The sequence below is a fragment of the Paraburkholderia unamae genome (assembly GCF_003096875.1).
Classification (GTDB): domain Bacteria; phylum Pseudomonadota; class Gammaproteobacteria; order Burkholderiales; family Burkholderiaceae; genus Paraburkholderia; species Paraburkholderia unamae.
In genome coordinates, this window is record NZ_QEOB01000022.1 from 110,581 (window position 1) to 127,595 (window position 17,015).

The following is a 17,015-nucleotide window of genomic DNA, read 5'->3' on the forward strand; positions in this document are numbered from 1 at the left end:
GCCGTTTGTGTGCGCTTGTCAACCCGTAAAGGACCATTCATGCCTATCGTCCATATTTCACTCGTAGAGGGCCGCAGTGACGAAGCCGTCAAGGCCTGCGTCAAGGCGGTCGCGCGCACGGTGCACGAGACGCTCGGCGCACCGCTCGAAAGCATTCGCGTCTACGCGACCCAGGTGCCCGGCGCGCACTGGGCAGTCGGAGAGCGCACCAAGGATGAAGGCGCGCCGGGCGCCTCGGCCTCGCCGCAGGAGCGCTGAACATGAACGCCGAACAGATCAGGGAGGCGGCGCTCGCGCTGCGCGCCGCGGCGAGCACGGGCGAATTCCTCGCGCCCTTGCGGGAAACGTACCCCGGTATGAGTATCGACGACGCCTACGCGATCCAGCGCGAGAACACGCTGGCCCGCGTTGCGCAAGGACGCCGCATCACGGGCTGCAAGATCGGCTTGACCTCGGTAGCGGTGCAGCGCCAACTGGGCGTCGATCAGCCAGATTTCGGCGTGCTGTTCGATGACATGGGCTACGGTGACGGCGAGCCGATTCCGGCGCGCGTGCTCACCCAGCCCAAGGTCGAAGCGGAAATCGCCTTCGTGCTGGGCCGCGATCTCGACGCGCCGCACGCGGGACTGGCCGACGTGATCGCTTCGATCGACTACGCGCTGCCGGCGCTCGAGATCGTGGGCAGCCGCATCGCGAACTGGAATATCGGCATTGTCGATACCGTCGCCGACAACGCGTCGTCGTCGGCATTCGTGCTTGGCGCTCAGCCTGTCAAGCTGGATGCATTCGACTTGCGCCTGTGCGGCATGGTGCTCGAGCGCCGTGGCGAGCCCGTTTCGGTGGGGGCGGGCACGGCCTGTCTTGGCCATCCGCTCAATGCCGTGGTATGGCTCGCGCGTACGATGGCGCTGCGCGGCACGCCGTTGCGCGCGGGCAGCGTGGTGCTTTCGGGCGCGCTCGGGCCAATGGCGGCAGTCACGCCGGGCGACGTTTTCGAAGCGCGCATCAACGGGCTCGGTTCCGTGCGCGCCGTGTTTGAACCCACATCGACCGGGGCCGCACAATGAGCCTGAATCAACAGATCGCCGTGCAACTCGACGACGCGGCGCGCCATGCGCATGAAGTCGAGCAGTTCGATCCCAACGGCGCGCTTTCGCTCGACGACGCCTATGCGATCCAGCGTGCGTCCATCGCGCGCCGCCTGGCGCGTGGCGAGCGGCGCGTGGGCGTGAAAATGGGCTTCACGAGCCGCGCGAAGATGGTGCAGATGGGGCTCTCGGACGTCATCTGGGGCCGCCTGACGTCGGCCATGCAGGTCGAGGAAAACACAGCGATTTCACACGCGAATTACGTGCATCCGCGCGTCGAGCCCGAAATCGCCTTCATCCTCAAGCGCGGCCTGAACGGCGACGAAACGGGCCCCGCCGCGCTCGCCGCCGTGGAGGCCATCGCCCCCGCGTTGGAGATCATCGATTCGCGCTATCGCGACTTCCGCTTCAGCCTGCCCGAAGTGATTGCCGACAATGCCTCGTCGAGCGGCTTCGTGATCGGCGCATGGTGCGATCCGCGTACCGACTTCTCCAACCTCGGGCTCGTGCTGAGTATCGACGGCCGCCCGGTGCAGGTGGGTTCCACGGCGGCGCTGCTCGGTCATCCGTTGCGCTCGCTGGTGGCCGCCGCGCGGCTTGCCGCGGCCGCAGGCGAGCCGTTGCAAGCGGGCGATGTCGTGATGGCCGGTGGTGCGACGTCGGCGGAATGGCTGCGGCCGGGGCAGTATGTCAGCGTGGAAATGGAGCGCCTCGGGCGCGCCGGCTTCTACGTGAAGGACTGAATGCCGGCCGATTGGCATCGCCAATGAATGCCACGCGCTGCTGTTAGCGCAGCAGCGCCGCCCATGCGGACACTTCGTCGCCGCTGCCCACCTTCGGATCGACCAGGCCGTCGATCATGAAGGTGGGCGAGACGTGAATGCCATTCTGGCGCGCGTATTTCGCGTGCCATTTGATTTCGCGGTCGAGTTCGGGATTCGCGAACGCCGCGCGCAGTTCAATGTCGCTGTAGCGCTCCACGCGCGCAATGATGTCGTTGGGCGTGGCGTCCATGTTGGGGCCGCCGCAGTGGCGGGTGAACTCGAATTCCTCGCGGTGCGCAGCCACTGCGGCCATCACGGCTTTCGCGGCCTCCCTGCCGGCGGGCAAGGTCGAGGCGGCCAGAATGCAGCGCACGACCACACCGGAATACATATGCCACGGCTGCGATTGCAGCCGGATCTTCACGGTGATGCGATCGCTACCCGCTTCCTCCAGCAAGGCATCGATCTTGCCGAACGCCCGCACCGAGAACGGGCAGGTCGGTTCGAGAAACATCTCGAACACGCGGGGGCCGTGGCCCCACGTGAGCGGGTCGGCTTTCCAGGCGGGGGCGGGGGTTATGCTTTCGGTCATGTCTTCAGGTCCTCGATCCGGTATGGCGATGGCTTCAAGGCGCGGCGCGCGGGAGGCCGAGCGCCGCACGAACGATTCGCACCATTCTATCGTCGCGCGCTTCTTGAGTGCGCCGGGCGCAGGTTCACGCGGTATCGCAATGCGGTGCCGCTATCGGGTTGCCGCGTGAGGCGAGTGGCCAGAACTGGAAATACTGCGCGAACAGCACCATGGCCGGGAATGTGACCGAGAGCATGCTCGAAGCCAGCCAGAGTTCCAATGCATAGGCCGGTGCGCCAGGCAGCAGATGGAAGGTGCGCTCGGCGACGAGTCCATAAAGCACGAATGCGGCTTGACCGGTCGCGACCGCCACGGCGGTGAGCAAGACGCCGCGCAACGGTTGGGGAACTTGCAACGCCGGTAGGCCTTCGAGCATGACCAGCACGACGAAGATCCCGAAGATCGTGCACACGCAAATACGCGTCATGAACATGACGACCTCCATCGCGAGCAAATCCACGAATCCATGCCAGAGCAGCGCCGCGCATGTCGCAACGCCGATCGACACGGCGATCCCCGCAGCGGGTTGCCCGCCCATGAGCGGAAAGCGCCGCGCGAGCGCCGCGACGGGCCAGAAGTCGAACAGCACGCCAATCAACATGAACACCAGTGCGTCGAGCGCGGCAGCCAGCGGATACCACGCGGCGAATGCACCATGCGGATCGAGCGCACTACGATAGAACGGCGCTTGAGAGGCGAACGAAAAGCTGAACAGCGTGCGGAACAGGAGGTAAGTGACGGCGTATGCAGCCGCGAGAAGGGCTAGACCCAGCAGACCCTCGTTTCTAACGAAGCATCGCAATGGCCAGGCACCCCACACGGCGACCAGGCAGAACGTGACCGGAACCGAAAGGATCAGAAACATGATGGCGAAAGGGGTGGGCGCGCCGCCTCCCAGTGTGTGAAGCACCGTAAAGGCGACGCAAGCGCCGATCGCGATCGTCATGGCCAGTTGCAGCAAGCCGCGCGCGGGTTGAGGGAGCAGGGCGCTTGTGCGAGGGTAGCCGTTCTTCCAGAGCAGACCGGAAACGACCTGCGTGGGCACCATGGCGACGAGCACGAGCGAGGCCCAGCCGGAGAGCGTGGCCGGAGACATCGTGACCGTGGCGCACAGCGAAAGCGTAATCACGAGCGCGGCGGCCAGCAAGCCGCGCGGCACTGAATTCATGATGGGTTGCATATAGACATTCTCATTGCGCTCTCCTCGATTTATTGAAAAGGAATGCGAAATAAATGGATCGGGGAGAAAATGAATGAAGCGGGCGCTCGGCACGAGAACGCCCGGAGCGTACCCCGAAACCGCCGCCAGGCGGCCGGGGCGCATCGAATCAGGTCACCACGGTCAGGAAGCGTTCGTTGAGTTCGCGCGTGTGATAGAAGATTGCGGAACCAATCTGGTCCCATGTCCACGTATAGGGCTTCATGTCCGGATAGAAGCTGTAGCCGCCGCAGAACGTTTCGAGCCGGTTGCCCGAAGGATCGAAGAAGTAGATGGTCGTCCCACGGGTAATGCCGTGCCGCAGCGGACCGATATCGATCGTCACGCGCCGTTTCGCCAGCAGGTCCGCTGCGTAGAGCAGCTTTTCCCACGTCTCGATGAGAAACGCGGCGTGATGCGAGGTGTCATTGCGCTCGTCGCGCACGAAGGCAATGTCGTGCGCCTTGTTCGAGCAGGTCAGCCATACGGCCATGTCGGTCTTGCCGTCTTCGGCGAGTATGCGCTCGGTCAGCGTGAAGCCGAGCACGTCCACGAAGAGATTGCGGCTGCCGTCCAGGTCGCCGCCATGAATTTGCCAGTGATCGAGGCGGATGGGCGAAATGCCCTTGCGATCCTCAATGAGAATGTCCGGATTCACGTAGCCCAGACCGTCGCCCACCTCGGTCTTTTCGGCATAGAGTTCGAAAAGATGCCCGGTCGGGGCCTCGAAGCGCACGCGCTCGCCGGTTTCCAGCAACTCGCCCGCGCCCCATCGTTCCGTGGCGACGCCATAGGCGCGCAGGTCGCTTTCGAGCTTGTCGAGCGTGCGCTTGTCGAGCACCTTGAGGCCGTAGAAGTCGGTGCCCGGCCGCTCGGCCCGGCGCAATATGATGCTGTGATGGTCGCGCTCATCCCACGCTTTCAGGTAGACGCGGCCTGCCTTGTCGCGGCCGGTTTCGACGAGGCCGACGGTGTTCGTATAGAAGTCAACGGACGCTTCGAGATCCAGAACGCGGATCTGCGTGTGACCGGGGCGCAGCACGCCGGTGAGTGCCATGGTATCTCCTCCAGGGGCAATGTTGGTTATTTGGATTCCCGTGGTGAAGCATACGCAGCCGGTGTGGTGCGAGTCCAATACTGTCGATGCGCCTGGCCATACCAAAACGGTATCGCCTGCGTGAACGGCGGCGGAGTCGACATTCAACCGCCTCGCTCCATTCCTTTATCCGCTGTGAACCAGGTTTGCAAGCGCAAGCAGCGAGTCGATGTGAGCGGCCACGCTGGCGTCGTAAAGCACGGCTTTCTCGCGCTTCGTCGTCGCGGCGCACCGGCTGGCCACTGCGCGCCTGATCGCCGCACGCAGCGACAGCACGCCGCGGCGCTCGAATACGTATTTCGCGTGCCTGGCGATCACGTCGGCGCAACCCATCGTCGAAGGAATGATCACCGGCGTACCGCACATGACCGACTCGATACCCACCAGCCCGAACGGCTCATAGGCCGAGGCGAGGATGGTGAAGTCGGCGGCGCGGTAGCAGTCTTCGATCTCGCGCTGGAAGCCGATATAACGCACACGCGGCGAGACAGCGCCCACCGGGCGGCCGACGACTGCGACGACGACGGGTTCATCGAGGTCCCGCAAGGCCGCTTCAACGAGAGCAAGACCCTTGCGCACATGACTGCTCGAGGGAAAGAGCAGCACGCATTCGTGGTCCTGGAAGCCCAGTCGCTTGCGCAGCGCCGCCCGCGCAGGCGCATCGACCGGCGTGAAGCGGGCCGTGTCGACGGGTGGGCGCAGGATGCGCACCTTGGCCTCGTGAATGCCATATAGCTCGATCAGTTCGTCGCGCATCAAGGGCGAGTGCGCGAGGATGATCGCGGCGTTGGCGTACTGGCGTTCTTCCAGCGCAATCTGCCAACGATCGAAAAGCGTAGGTTTGCGGCCGCACGCGCGGAGGAACCCGCGGTGGGTTCCTCCGCACACGGCGATATCCGAACTGTCCACGCGGTTGCAGCCGACCATGACGTCCACGGCGGCCGCACGCCTCGCATGACGCAGCCGCCATGAGAACCACGCGTCGCGCAGCTTGCCCGGCAGAAACGACACGTTGATGCGATGCGGGTCGATCATCGCGTGCTCCGGCAGCGTCGGGTCGAGGCGCCGCGCGAAATACGCCGGGCGAAAGCCGCGCTCGGCTATGCCGCGTGCGAGGTCTCGCGCGTAACGCTCCATGCCGCCGCTATGTTGCATCACGTTGCAGGAAACACCGATTTTCATGGCGATTCGCTTCTTCGAAGTTGGCCGCTTCGACACGGCCGTGGTTTCGTGACTGCTGCGCTCCCGCAGCGAAGCCGGGCGCGCACGCCCCGCTCAGGAGCGCGATTGCAGCGCCTGAAAGTGCGCCATTACACGGCTTACGCTGAGCAGTTGCTTCCAGAGCCGCTCCTTGAGATTGCCGAACGGTATGACGTTGGGCGGCAAAACGATGTCGCCGGGCCCCCAGCCGGGGCGCCACGTAAGCGCGAGGCCGCGCCGCATGAAAAGGGTGAGCGTCGGCACGCCGATCGACGAGGCGAGATGGCCTGGTCCCGAGTCGTTGCCGATGAACCACGCCGATTCGGCGATCCACGCCGCCACGTCTTCGAGCCGCGCCAGGGAATGGACTTCGTGGTCACGCAGCGTCGCTTGCCGCCAGGTGGCAATCTCGCCGGGCGCGACGAGGAAGGTTGGATGCAGGTGTGCGCGCTTGAGTTCGTCGGCGAGCGCGAGAAATTTTTCGCGGCTCCACATTTTTTCCGGGTGGCTGCCGGTCGGATGGATCACGACGCGATTCGCGCACCGTCCGCGCTGCACGCTCGCCGGTACGACGAGGCCGTTCGAATGTGTCACGTGGCGCAGATCGAATACGTTCGCGGCAATATCGGCGATGCGATCGATCATGTGTTTCGATCCGCCATATTCGGGCAGGTCAGCCAGGCACACCGTATTGCCGCTGCGGCTCAGCATCGGGCCGAAGTCGGTCGGCCGCAGTTCTATCACCGTGTCGAAGGCGCCCGCGTATGCGCTCGGATAGCCGACCGTCAAGCCGGGAAACCAGGCCTCCAGTTGCTCGGCCACCCAGCCGAACACGACCGGGCGGTAGCCGTTGCGAACGAGGTTGTTGACGAGCACGAGCCCGATGAGGCTGTCGCCAATCGGCGGCGGAAGCGCCACCGCAATGCTGCCCTGGATCTGAATTTTCATGTTGATGTGAAGGGTTGGACGGCAACCGTCCGCCGCTGGCTTGAGCGTCGAGACTGGCGCGTTACGCCGCATGCGGCGCGAAGCGCGCCCGCAAGACGCGAAATGCGCGCTGCACGCGCTTCGTCGAGATGCTTTCTCGCCACCACTTTTCCTTGAGACCGGCGCTCGCCAGCCACCACGGCGGCAACACGATCTCGCCGCGCTGGAATCCGGGGCGCCAGCGTTGCGCAACGCGCCGGCGGCGAAATACGGTTAGCGTCGGTATGCCGAGCGCCGAGGCCAGATGCCCCACACCCGAATCGTTGCCGATGAACCAGCCCGATTCGTAGAGCCATGCCGCGAGATCGGACGTAGTCCGAAACGAATGCAACGGCGGCATCTCGCCTGCCAGCGGCAGCCAGTGCGGGCGCTCGCTTTCGGCCACCACGAACTCGGGCGCGAAGCCTTCCCCGCGCAAGTTTCGCGACAGGCCAATGAAGCGGCGCGCGAGCCAGCGCTTGTCGGGCGTGCTCGCCTCCGGGTGAAGCGCCACGCGTTGGGCGTGCCGCCGGTACTCCAACGCTTGCGGCGCGTGTATGCCGTTTGAAATCTCGACGGAGGGCAGCGCGAAGTGAGCCGCCGCGAACGCGGCGAAGCGGTGCGCCATGCACCGGTCGCCGGTTTCGTATTCGATGTCGTGCAGATCGATGAAGCCGCGGTGCCATGCCCGCAGATGCTTCAGCGGCCGGTCGCGGTGCATTTGCACCACGACGCCGAACTTCGCCAGCCGCTCGCGTGCGTCTTCCTCGCCGAGCGCGGGATGGATCGACAGATGCGGGAACCAGCGCGCAAGCGACCACGCATGATTACCGAATATTTCCACCTGCCAGCCCGCGCGCACGAGGTTGTGCGCGACGACAAGCAGATTCAGTGAGTCTCCGAGCGCGGGCGACATGACAAACGCCGCGCTGCGCGGCTGCGCGGGCACATCGGCGCGGCCGGTCGAGGTATTGTCACGCCGGGCGGGCGCCGCGCAGTCGGTCTGAAACATCGGTTGCGAGCCTGACCAGGTGGATGGAATGGACACGAATGTTGCCACTGTGCGGCGGTTTCCTGGTTACGCGATCTTTCTTCATATTTCCGCCAGTCAGCCGCTTTCAGCGCGAAATCAGGCTTGTGCGGACGACTGCGGCACGACGATCGCACCGTGCAGGCCGCCGCCACCACCACCGCCGCCGCCGGGTCCTCCCGGACCACCAGGGCCGCCTGGGCCGCCCCATTGACCGGGACCGCAATATGGCCACCAGCAGCAACCGCCGAGCGCCGAAATCAATGCAAGCAGGCCAAAGAGGGAAACGGTTTTCTTCATGTCGTATCTATTCGTAAAAATGGGTAGGACTACGATAAAAAGTAGCTTGTGCACTGTTCATTCGCACCTGCGGTGCGATGCGCGTTAATGGCTCGCCATTGACGCTTGCTCGCAAGTGCTTTCGCCAACGCGAGTGCTTGTCATGCGATCGCGGTCCAGATACGAAAGGGCGTCGTCGGGGGAAAAGACATAGCCATCCCGATAGCGGGTCTGAATATACTGGCGGCCGCAAGGCGACAGCCCAAGCAGCCTGCGCAGACGAAAAACGATCACGTCGATGCTGCGCGCGTGAATTTTCGATTTGCGATCGAGCAGGCTCACAATGCGCTCGCGCGACAGCGGGCGCAGCCGGTTCGCGGCGAACACCGTGAGTACGGCGAGGTCGAGTGGCGGCGCGTGCAGCTTGAGCCCGTCCTTGAACAACAGATTGTCCATGGCGTCGAGTTCGAATCCGTCGAAGGCATACCTCGGCGCCCGGTGCGGCGACGCGGGAAAATCCATCTTGCAGCGCAGCGCGTGATACAGGCGCGCGAGCAGTTCGCGGTGATCGAACGGCTCGACCATATAGTCGTTGGCGCCGAATTCGAAGGCGAGCACCTTGTCGGCCACGTCGGCGGACTGGCTCACGATGATCAAGGGCGTGAGCCACCCTCGTTCGCGCAGGGTGCGCAGGGTCGCGATGCCGTCCATCGTGGGCGCCTCGTGCCGCAGAATGATGAGCGACGGCGTTTCCCGCTCAAGGCGTTGGTCCAGCCGTTCGGCGCCATGCAGCACCGACACTGCGATCTGCTGACGTTGCAGATAGGTCCGCAGTTCGTCGCGGCGCGCCTGGTCGGGTTCGACTAGCAGCACGTGAATGTTCATCGATCTGTCCCTTGCCATGTCATGCACTTCGTCCCATTCGACCCCCGCGTAACGGCGGCCTGGATGCGAATGGATTGCAGCGGATCATACGGAACAACGGTGCAGGAAAAAGAAGGGAAATCTGGAGAAAGTGTGAATTTGGGCGGACGGCGCACACGTAACGGTCCGCTTCGGGTGAAAATAGTGCCTTATAGCTACGCTTGCACTTTCATTACTCTTGTCGCTTCTTTTGGCCGCTTTTCGTTCTTTCATTCGCGTTCTATTGCTACCGGCCCGGCCCGTCATGAAAGCCAGCGTCACTTCCAAACTCTTTCTCGCGATCCTTTCGGCTTGTTTGCTCGCCACCGTGGCCATGGGCGTGGCGATCCGCACGAGTTTCGAATTTGCTTTCGTGGATTTTCTCGACGAGCAAAGCGCGACGGAACTGGCGGCGCTTCAGCGGGAACTGGAAGCCTCGTACGCCCAGCATGGCAATTGGGATTTCGTTCTCGACGAGACGCAGGGGCCACCGCCCTTCGACGAGGGACCGCCGGGTGACGGCCGCCCGCCCGATGCGCCCGCTGGCATGCACGAGGAGGGCGGCAAGGGCGCACCGTTCGCGCCGGGGTTCGCCGATGGCTCGCGGCCGCATCGTCCGCCCTTTACGCTTTACGACGCGCACATGAACCGGGTCACGCACGCGGGGCCGCCCCCGCCGCCCGACGCCGTGCGCCATCCGCTGCGCGTGAATGGGCAAACGGTCGGCTGGGTCTCGGTGTCGGGACCGGAAGCGCTTATCAATCAGGCCGAGCAGCGCTTCAGGAACCGTCAAATGCAGGCGACGTGGATCATCGTGGGCTTTACCGCGCTGCTTTCCGCCGCGATCTCGATCGTTCTCGCCCGCATCCTGCTCACGCCCGTCAAGCGCATCGTCACGGCCACACATCGCCTCGCGGGAGGCGACTACGCCACGCGTGTGCCGGCCAAAGGCAGCGACGAATTGCAGAGACTCGCGAACGATTTCAACCGCCTCGCGGCGTCGCTCGAAAAAGCCGAGAGCAACCGGCGCGATTTCATCGCCGATATCTCTCACGAACTGCGCACGCCACTCTCGGTGCTGCGTGGCGAACTGGAGGCGATCGAGGACGGCGTGCGCCGGCCCGATGCGGCAACCATCGCTTCTTTGCAGTCCGAAGTTGCCATGCTGAGCCAGTTGATCGACGACCTCTACGAACTGTCGCTTGCGGATATTGGCCAGCTTTCGTTCGAGAAAGTGCCGCTCGACCTCGTGCCGATCGTGGAAGCCGCATGCGACGCATTTCGCGAGCGTCTCGCCGCCAAGGAGATCACGCTGGAGTTCGACCCGGCCGGTCCTCACGCAACGCTTGCGGGCGACCCCTATCGCCTCACGCAGCTCTGGAAGAATCTGCTGGAAAACGCGCTGCGTTATACCAATGCCGGGGGCCGCGTACGCCTCACGGTCTCGTCGAACGGCGACGATATCCACGTCGACGTTCAGGACTCATTTCCGCCCGTTCCCGCGCCGTTGCTGCCCCATCTGTTCGACCGGTTTTTCCGTGTCGATCCTTCCCGCAGCCGCCAAAGCGGCGGCGCGGGACTCGGTCTCGCGTTGTGCAAGCACATCGTGGAGCAGCACGGCGGCACGATCGAGGCGTCGCGCTCAGAGTTCGGCGGACTGCGGATCCTGGTTCAACTCCCTCGACTACACACGCATCATGATTGATTCGACCACACGGCCGTCCATACTGGTCGTCGAAGACGAGCCCAAGCTCGCGGCGCTGCTCGCCGATTACCTCGCGAAGGAGGATTTCGTCACGGCGATCCTTTCGGACGGCCGCGAGGTCGTGCCCTACGTGCGCGCGCATCAGCCGTCGATGGTGCTGCTGGACCTGATGCTGCCCGGACGCAGCGGCCTCGACGTGTGCCGCGAACTGCGCGCGTTCTCGGCCATTCCCGTGATGATCATCACGGCGCGCGTGGACGAGATCGACCGCTTGCTAGGGCTCGAACTGGGCGCCGACGATTATGTGTGCAAGCCGTTCAGCCCGCGCGAAGTCGTGGCGCGCGTCAAGGCGATCCTGCGGCGCGGCGAACTGCTTGCGCGGGCGCATCATGAAGCCCAGGGTGCGGCGGCGTCTCCGTTTTCGATCGACGTGCCGCATCACGCCGCGCGCCTCGATGGCAAGGACCTGCACCTCACGCCCATCGAATTCCGTTTGCTCGCGCTATTGCACGCGGGCGCGGGCCGCATTTACGCGCGCGACTATCTCCTGCGCGCGCTGTACGACGATCACCGCGTGGTTGCCGACCGCACGATCGACTCGCACGTCAAGAACCTGCGGCGGAAGATCCAGACGATCCGGCCCGAGCAGGACATGGTTCGCTCCATCTACGGTGTGGGTTACCGCCTGGAGATCGCGCCCGCAGGCGAATGACAGTGTGGGCGGCGGAATCCATAGAGGAATGAAACGGTGGCCGGATGAGCACACACATGCTCAGAGACGCGTTAGCGCTCGTTGACGAAGACGAACTTGAGCGCAGACTCCTCGACGAACCGGCGGCGTCGGTTGGAACGGTGGTGGAGTCGCGGGCGTCGGCGATATCAAAACGTTGTAGAGGAACGCGGTCGCTGAATCAAAGGTCGAACGCTGGTTCGTGCGCGCGATCCTGGATTGCGTTGTGACGATTGCGATCGCAGTGATGGAATCCTTTGATAAGGAGTCCGATGATTGTCGTGGTGAACCAGATTTTGTTTTGAGCGAAAACGTAAAATGGACTGGTTCCTGAAAGTGCGTTGGCTTGATGCTGCAACTCGCCAGGAACTGCAACGATCACCTCAACTTGTGTATGTGCCGCCGCGTCTGATCGCTTTCGATGACCGCATAGCCGTGAGCAGAGACATCTCCATATTAGCAAGGTATGAAATCCGACCTAAATGGTATTGGACGTTGCGCGCGCACGGCGTGTATAAAGCCACGACAGGAGACTAAGTAGCGCAGCATGTCCGTTCTTTCACGGGAGCGACGTCATATTGAGTGTTATAAAAATATAAGGAGACCCTGGTCATGAACTTCGTCACGCTGCGCCAGGCGGGCGACGGCTTCCCGATCGCACACAAGAAGAGCGTATTGACGAACGACTCCATCCGGCAGGTGCTCGACGTCTATCACGTTTGACAACGAGTGCACGCAACACTATGCGAGCGAACGAGGCGCAATCCCTCGGCCACCACGGGTGCCTCCCTGAACGCTTCGCCTTCACTCAAAAAATAAGGGTTCGAAGCGTCTTGTGGATGTGCGTCCTCCTCGTGCTCCCGGAACGAGATCAGCATAAATACGCATTTTAATGCATGTTAAGAATGCTATAAAGTGCATTTATCTACATTGCGGCAGCCAGTCACTCACTGCGCCAGCCTCGATGCCGAAGTCGGAACTCATCTAGCTTCTGACGTCAGACGGCAAGAAAAATCGGTCGGCGATGGACGTGGTACCACCGGGGGTATCGGGCGCCTGCTTGATCCAGAGTGTGGCAGTCCATTGTGGACGAGGAGAAAAACGGGGTGGAGAGGAGACGTCGGAGCATGCAAGAACAAACCAGTCACGATGTGCCGGGCGGCGGCGACGATCCGTTCGATGAACGCGCTTTCCTCATTACGCGTAACGATGCGGAGGCGAAAATCTGCTATGCGAATCCCGCTTTCGCACAAATCAGCGGATACACGATGGAGGAGTTGCAGGGCGCGCCGAGCAATCTTCTCTATCACCCGGACATGCCGGAGCAGGTTTCGGTCGATCTCTGGAAGACGCTGAAGGCCAACGGCGCGTGGAACGGCGTCATGAAGCACCGCCGTAAGGACGGTAGAGCCTTCTGGGCGGATGTGACCGTGACACCCACGGTCATCGAGGGACGCCACACCGGCTACACGACCGTCAGGTCGAAGCCAGGCGCGCAAAAGGTCGCGCTTGCGGAGAAAGCATACCGGGCACTCAAACGCGGCTCGTCGGGCTTTGCCGTGCGCAATGGGCGTATCGTGCGAACCGGCCTGCGTGGCTGCATGCGGTGGATAAGACCGGATTCGGTCGACGCTTACCTCTGGCAGTGCTTCGGTATCCTGATCGTGGTGGCAGGGGCGCTGGCGGCAGATCGGTACGGGGCATCCGGCGGGGAAAGCGGCGCCGTGGTGAGCACAATTGGCCTCGCTGGCGTGCTGCTGCTTTTGCGCAACGGCTTGCGCATGCGCAGGCGCGCCGTTGTCGAGGTGCGTGCGCTGGTGGGCATCTGTCAACGCCTTGCCGCAGGCGACCTCGCGTGCGAACTTCCCGATCGGGAGACGCGAGACGAAATCGGCGAGCTGGTTACGACCTTGCGTGCCATGCATCGCAGTCTCATCAGCATGGTGCTCGAAGCGCAGAGCATTACGGAAACCGTGAGCGGAAAATCGGGCGAAATCGTCACGGCGAACCTCGAGCTCTCAGCGAGGACGGACGACCAGGCTTCGGCGCTGGAAGAGACCTCGGCGGCGATGGCGGAGCTGATGGGCGCCGTGCAATCGAACGCGGACAACGCGAGGCAGGCGGCGCAACTCGCGGGCGAGGCGTCTAATGCTGCTGCACAAGGTGCGAAGTCCATCGTCAGCGTGCAGTCGACCATGGGGAGCATCATCGAGGGCGCGGGCCGCGTTTCGGGAATTTCGGCCGTGATCGAAGGCATCGCCTTCCAGACCAATATTCTCGCGTTGAACGCCGCCGTGGAAGCCGCCCGCGCCGGGGCCGAAGGCAGGGGCTTCGTCGTGGTTGCCGCCGAGGTGCGCAATCTCGCGCAGCGCAGCGCGGCGGCGGCAAAGGAAATCAAGGAACTGGTCAATCACTCGGTCGATCAGAGCCGCCGGGGCGCCGACGTCGTGCTGGAAGCGCGGCAAACCATCGAGCGCATCGTGGCGTCTTCGGAAAGCGTTTCGGCGCTTGTTGGAAGGATTTCGGTGGCCTCGGAGGAGCAGGGCCGCGGCATTGTGGAAGTGGGCGGCGCCATTTCGCAGATCGACCGGACGACACAGCAAAACGCGTCGATGGTGGAGGACGCGGCCGCCATTGCCGGCGTATTGAGTCAGCAAAGCATGCGGCTCGGCACGACGATGAGCGCTTTTCATTTCTAGCCTCGCGCGCGGCACTTTCCATCATCTTCAAAAGGCGTGACCGCGATGAACGCTAACCGGGTCGTCCCCTGCGCCAATCCCGCAACGCAGCCGCGATATAGCATGGCATTCGCGCAATGGCGGGAGGTGCTCGAAAAGGTCTATGGGCTGAATTGCGAGCGTCATCCGGGGCCTTCGTGCGAGGTCGAGATCGACAGGCGGGAGATCGGCGAGGTGTGTGTCGCCGAGGTTCGCATGAGCGCGCAGACGCTGGCTCCGCGCCGCAAGATGGAGCAGACGGAGGATCAGCTCTATCTCAAGCTCGTGGTCAACGGGACCGCGAGGTTTGAGCAGAACGGGGAACAGCGCCGCTTTGCGGCGGGCAGCCTCGTCATTGTCGATCCGGCTGCGCCGTTTCTGGAATACGTCGAAGAGGAAACGCGGATGGTCGTCGTGACCTGTCCCAAGCCGGCGCTGCGGGAGCGCGGCTACCCGAGCCAGTTCAATCACTGGCTTGCCCCGGACGTCCAGTCACCGGACGTTCAGACGGTTCACGACATGGTGCGCGTGATTGCGTCGCGAGGCGGCGGCCTGGCGGAGCAAACGCGCACGCTGTTGGGCGCGCAGCTGCTGGACCTGATGGACGTGCTGCTGCACGCCGATTCCCGCCCCGCGAGCCGGACGGGCGAGGCGGCGCGATACCGGGTCAAGCGCTTCATCGCACAGCATATCGGCGACGAAACGCTCGATGCGACGACCATCGCTCACGCGGCGGGGCTTTCGATCAGCTACCTCAATCGCATTTTTCGCGAGGAGGGTACGTCGCCCATGCGCTACCTGTGGAACCAGCGGCTGGAAAGGGCGTATCAGTTCCTCACGTCGGCAAAGGCGGACGGTTTGCGTATCGAGGAAATCGCCTGGCGCTGCGGCTTCGCGAGCGCCGCGCACTTTAGCCGTCTATTCAAGCAGCGCTACGGCGCCACGCCCAAGGAATTGCGCGAAGGCGGCAAGGCGGCTGCGGCTGCGCAGTAAGCCGGGAGAAAGCCACGACGCTGCGCGCAGGCTGTGCAAATCCGGTGGCGCTATGGACAAGGAGTTGGCGCGTGCTGGACAACTTCTGCGGCTCCGAATCACTCATCATTATCACGCTGGCGCCCGTTCGAATCATGCGGGGCAGCGGCGCTAACGATGACATTCGGAGACACACATGACGGGTACAGGCAGCGAAGGGCAGTGGACCGGGAAAATCTTCCTCGGTGAATGGGTCAAGGGAACGGGCGCCACCGCACCGGTGATGGAACCCGCAACGGACAATCAGATCGGCACAATCGCCCTCGCGTCGCGAGAAGATGTCGACACCGCCATTGAGCGCGCTGTCGTCGCGCAACGCGCGTGGGCCGAAACGACGTTCGACAAGCGCGCAGCGGTCCTGCACGAAGCGGCCCGATTGATCAAGGCCCGCGCGGAGCGCTTCAATTACTGGAACGTGCGCGAGTGCGGTTCGATCGTTCCCAAGGCCCAGTGGGAGCTCGATGCGAGCTACGAACAGTTGCTCATGGCGGCCGCACTGCCGATGCACCCCACCGGCACGCTGTTTCCCTCTTCAATGCCCGGGCGGACCAACACCTGGCGCCGGTTGCCGATCGGCGTGGTCGGCGTCATCGCGCCTTGGAATTTCCCGCTGCTGCTCGCCTTGCGCTCCGTTGCGCCGGCCATTGCGCTCGGCAATGCCGTCGTCCTCAAGCCCGACCAGCAAAGCGCCGTAACGGGCGGCGCCTTGATCGCGGAATTGTTCGAGGACGCCGGCTTGCCGCGCGGTGTGCTGCAAGTGCTGCCAGGCGGCGCGCAAACGGGCGATGCCGTGGTGCGCCACCCGGCCGTCGGCATGATTTCCTTTACGGGCTCGACTGCGGTTGGCCGGCAGATTGGCGAAACCTGCGGGCGCATGTTGAAGAAGACCTCGCTCGAACTGGGCGGCAACAATCCGATCATCGTATTGCCCGACGCCGATCTCGACAAAGCCGCTTCGTGCGCGGCATGGGGCGCGTTCCTGCACCAGGGGCAAATCTGCATGCAGGCGGGGCGGCATCTGGTTCACCGCAGTGTGGCCGAGAGCTACGTCGCGAAGCTCGCCGCGCGCGCGAGAAAGCTGGCAGTGGGCAATCCCGCCACGGAGCCCGTGCATATCGGCCCGCTCATCAACGCCCGCCAGGCGGAGCGCGTCGAGCGCATCGTGCGCGACAGCGTGGAGATGGGCGCGGTGATTGCCGCCGGCGGCCAGCGCCGTGGCCGGTTCTTCGAGCCCACCGTGCTGGCGGACGTCACGCCGCACATGCCCGCTTTCAAGGACGAAATCTTCGGCCCCGTCGCGCCGGTCACGCTGTTCGATTCCGTAGACGAGGCGATCGAACTGGTTCACGCGAGCGAATACGGTCTTGCCGCTGCGGTTCATTCCGGGTCGATGTCGGCGGCGATGAGCGTGGCCAGACGCTTGAAGAGCGGCATGATCCACATAAACGATCAAACCGTGAACAACGAGTTCCAGGTGCCGTTTGGGGGCATGGGCGCCTCTGGAAATGGCGGCCGCTTCGGCGGGCCGGCCAATGTCGAGGAATTCACGCAGACGCAATGGATCAGCGCCATGGACGCTCCGATCGAATATCCGTTCTGACCGGATAGCACGCTGAAAACAAGCAGAGCTAAATAATGAAAGCCCGCTCCCGGGACGGCGGCGGGCAGTATCACAG

General features: G+C 63.6%; 16 protein-coding genes and 1 pseudogene. 9 read left to right on the plus strand and 8 right to left on the minus strand.

The features are described from left to right. The first annotated feature begins 39 nt into the window (after positions 1-39). The 3 genes from C7402_RS35560 to C7402_RS35570 are packed head-to-tail and all read left to right on the plus strand — an operon-like array spanning position 40 to position 1,831. Positions 40-258, plus strand: coding sequence for a tautomerase family protein (locus C7402_RS35560; protein ID WP_116613896.1), 219 nt, complete (start codon positions 40-42; stop codon positions 256-258). Positions 259-260: 2 nt separating this feature from the next. Continuing rightward, positions 261-1,067 (plus strand): 2-keto-4-pentenoate hydratase, encoded by an 807-nt coding sequence (locus C7402_RS35565; RefSeq protein WP_116613897.1) that lies wholly within the window; start codon positions 261-263, stop codon positions 1,065-1,067. Next, positions 1,064-1,831 carry a 2-keto-4-pentenoate hydratase gene (locus C7402_RS35570; RefSeq protein ID WP_116613898.1) on the plus strand — a complete coding sequence of 256 codons (768 nt, stop codon included), beginning with the start codon at positions 1,064-1,066 and terminating at the stop codon, positions 1,829-1,831. Before C7402_RS35565 ends, C7402_RS35570 begins: the two co-directional genes overlap by 4 nt. 43 nt (positions 1,832-1,874) lie before the next feature. Here the strand turns inward: C7402_RS35570 and C7402_RS35575 are convergent, their stop codons facing one another. The 8 genes from C7402_RS35575 to C7402_RS35610 form a co-directional block, all read right to left on the minus strand. Next, complete coding sequence (locus C7402_RS35575) at positions 1,875-2,444, minus strand: DsbA family protein (RefSeq protein ID WP_116613899.1); 570 nt, start codon at positions 2,442-2,444, stop codon at positions 1,875-1,877. A 124-nt stretch (positions 2,445-2,568) separates the two neighbouring features. Beyond that, on the minus strand, positions 2,569-3,651 hold the full coding sequence (locus tag C7402_RS35580; protein WP_133254614.1) for a hypothetical protein: 1,083 nt from the start codon (positions 3,649-3,651) through the stop codon (positions 2,569-2,571). Between the two features lie 160 nt (positions 3,652-3,811). Then, positions 3,812-4,738, minus strand: coding sequence for a catechol 2,3-dioxygenase (locus C7402_RS35585; RefSeq protein ID WP_112178166.1), 927 nt, complete (start codon positions 4,736-4,738; stop codon positions 3,812-3,814). Positions 4,739-4,903: 165 nt separating this feature from the next. Further along, complete coding sequence (locus C7402_RS35590; RefSeq protein ID WP_116613901.1) at positions 4,904-5,959, minus strand: glycosyltransferase family 4 protein; 1,056 nt, start codon at positions 5,957-5,959, stop codon at positions 4,904-4,906. Between the two features lie 93 nt (positions 5,960-6,052). Next, positions 6,053-6,925 carry a glycosyltransferase family 9 protein gene (locus tag C7402_RS35595; protein WP_116613902.1) on the minus strand — a complete coding sequence of 291 codons (873 nt, stop codon included), beginning with the start codon at positions 6,923-6,925 and terminating at the stop codon, positions 6,053-6,055. A gap of 61 nt (positions 6,926-6,986) precedes the next feature. Further along, the gene (locus tag C7402_RS35600; RefSeq protein ID WP_224041175.1) at positions 6,987-7,991 is read right to left on the minus strand and encodes a glycosyltransferase family 9 protein; all 1,005 of its coding nucleotides are present in this window, start codon (positions 7,989-7,991) and stop codon (positions 6,987-6,989) included. A gap of 81 nt (positions 7,992-8,072) precedes the next feature. Beyond that, entirely contained in the window at positions 8,073-8,273 is a 201-nt protein-coding gene (locus C7402_RS35605) for a hypothetical protein (RefSeq protein ID WP_116613903.1), read from the minus strand. Between the two features lie 84 nt (positions 8,274-8,357). Further along, positions 8,358-9,137 carry a response regulator gene (locus C7402_RS35610; RefSeq protein WP_165842070.1) on the minus strand — a complete coding sequence of 260 codons (780 nt, stop codon included), beginning with the start codon at positions 9,135-9,137 and terminating at the stop codon, positions 8,358-8,360. 283 nt (positions 9,138-9,420) lie between these two features. On the opposite strand from C7402_RS35610, the gene C7402_RS35615 reads away from it, so the two are divergent. The 6 genes and pseudogenes from C7402_RS35615 to C7402_RS35640 all read left to right on the plus strand — a co-directional run bounded on the left by C7402_RS35615 (position 9,421) and on the right by C7402_RS35640 (position 16,939). Then, the gene (locus tag C7402_RS35615) at positions 9,421-10,860 is read left to right on the plus strand and encodes an ATP-binding protein (protein ID WP_116613905.1); all 1,440 of its coding nucleotides are present in this window, start codon (positions 9,421-9,423) and stop codon (positions 10,858-10,860) included. Next, positions 10,853-11,572, plus strand: coding sequence for a response regulator (locus C7402_RS35620; protein WP_112178160.1), 720 nt, complete (start codon positions 10,853-10,855; stop codon positions 11,570-11,572). The genes C7402_RS35615 and C7402_RS35620 overlap by 8 nt, the downstream gene beginning before the upstream one ends. A gap of 636 nt (positions 11,573-12,208) precedes the next feature. Further along, positions 12,209-12,313 (plus strand): annotated as a pseudogene (locus C7402_RS35625) (benzoate 1,2-dioxygenase small subunit); the annotation flags it as partial. Positions 12,314-12,717: 404 nt separating this feature from the next. After that, a complete protein-coding gene (locus tag C7402_RS35630; protein WP_116613906.1) occupies positions 12,718-14,289 on the plus strand; it encodes a methyl-accepting chemotaxis protein in 1,572 nt (523 codons plus the stop codon). Between the two features lie 102 nt (positions 14,290-14,391). Continuing rightward, entirely contained in the window at positions 14,392-15,300 is a 909-nt protein-coding gene (locus C7402_RS35635) for a helix-turn-helix domain-containing protein (RefSeq protein WP_165842071.1), read from the plus strand. A gap of 175 nt (positions 15,301-15,475) precedes the next feature. Further along, entirely contained in the window at positions 15,476-16,939 is a 1,464-nt protein-coding gene (locus C7402_RS35640) for a benzaldehyde dehydrogenase (protein ID WP_116613908.1), read from the plus strand. Positions 16,940-17,015 lie beyond the last annotated feature (76 nt).

What these genes read in the sequence shown, in the direction of transcription:
- C7402_RS35560 (WP_116613896.1), top strand. Translation starts at nt 40, where the DNA reads ATGCCTATCGTCCATATTTCACTCGTAGAGGGCCGCAGTGACGAAGCC.
- C7402_RS35565 (WP_116613897.1), top strand. Translation starts at nt 261, where the DNA reads ATGAACGCCGAACAGATCAGGGAGGCGGCGCTCGCGCTGCGCGCCGCG.
- C7402_RS35570 (WP_116613898.1), top strand. Translation starts at nt 1,064, where the DNA reads ATGAGCCTGAATCAACAGATCGCCGTGCAACTCGACGACGCGGCGCGC.
- C7402_RS35575 (WP_116613899.1), bottom strand. Translation starts at nt 2,444, where the DNA reads ATGACCGAAAGCATAACCCCCGCCCCCGCCTGGAAAGCCGACCCGCTC.
- C7402_RS35580 (WP_133254614.1), bottom strand. Translation starts at nt 3,651, where the DNA reads ATGAATTCAGTGCCGCGCGGCTTGCTGGCCGCCGCGCTCGTGATTACG.
- C7402_RS35585 (WP_112178166.1), bottom strand. Translation starts at nt 4,738, where the DNA reads ATGGCACTCACCGGCGTGCTGCGCCCCGGTCACACGCAGATCCGCGTT.
- C7402_RS35590 (WP_116613901.1), bottom strand. Translation starts at nt 5,959, where the DNA reads ATGAAAATCGGTGTTTCCTGCAACGTGATGCAACATAGCGGCGGCATG.
- C7402_RS35595 (WP_116613902.1), bottom strand. Translation starts at nt 6,925, where the DNA reads ATGAAAATTCAGATCCAGGGCAGCATTGCGGTGGCGCTTCCGCCGCCG.
- C7402_RS35605 (WP_116613903.1), bottom strand. Translation starts at nt 8,273, where the DNA reads ATGAAGAAAACCGTTTCCCTCTTTGGCCTGCTTGCATTGATTTCGGCG.
- C7402_RS35610 (WP_165842070.1), bottom strand. Translation starts at nt 9,137, where the DNA reads ATGAACATTCACGTGCTGCTAGTCGAACCCGACCAGGCGCGCCGCGAC.
- C7402_RS35615 (WP_116613905.1), top strand. Translation starts at nt 9,421, where the DNA reads ATGAAAGCCAGCGTCACTTCCAAACTCTTTCTCGCGATCCTTTCGGCT.
- C7402_RS35620 (WP_112178160.1), top strand. Translation starts at nt 10,853, where the DNA reads ATGATTGATTCGACCACACGGCCGTCCATACTGGTCGTCGAAGACGAG.
- C7402_RS35630 (WP_116613906.1), top strand. Translation starts at nt 12,718, where the DNA reads ATGCAAGAACAAACCAGTCACGATGTGCCGGGCGGCGGCGACGATCCG.
- C7402_RS35635 (WP_165842071.1), top strand. Translation starts at nt 14,392, where the DNA reads ATGGCATTCGCGCAATGGCGGGAGGTGCTCGAAAAGGTCTATGGGCTG.
- C7402_RS35640 (WP_116613908.1), top strand. Translation starts at nt 15,476, where the DNA reads ATGACGGGTACAGGCAGCGAAGGGCAGTGGACCGGGAAAATCTTCCTC.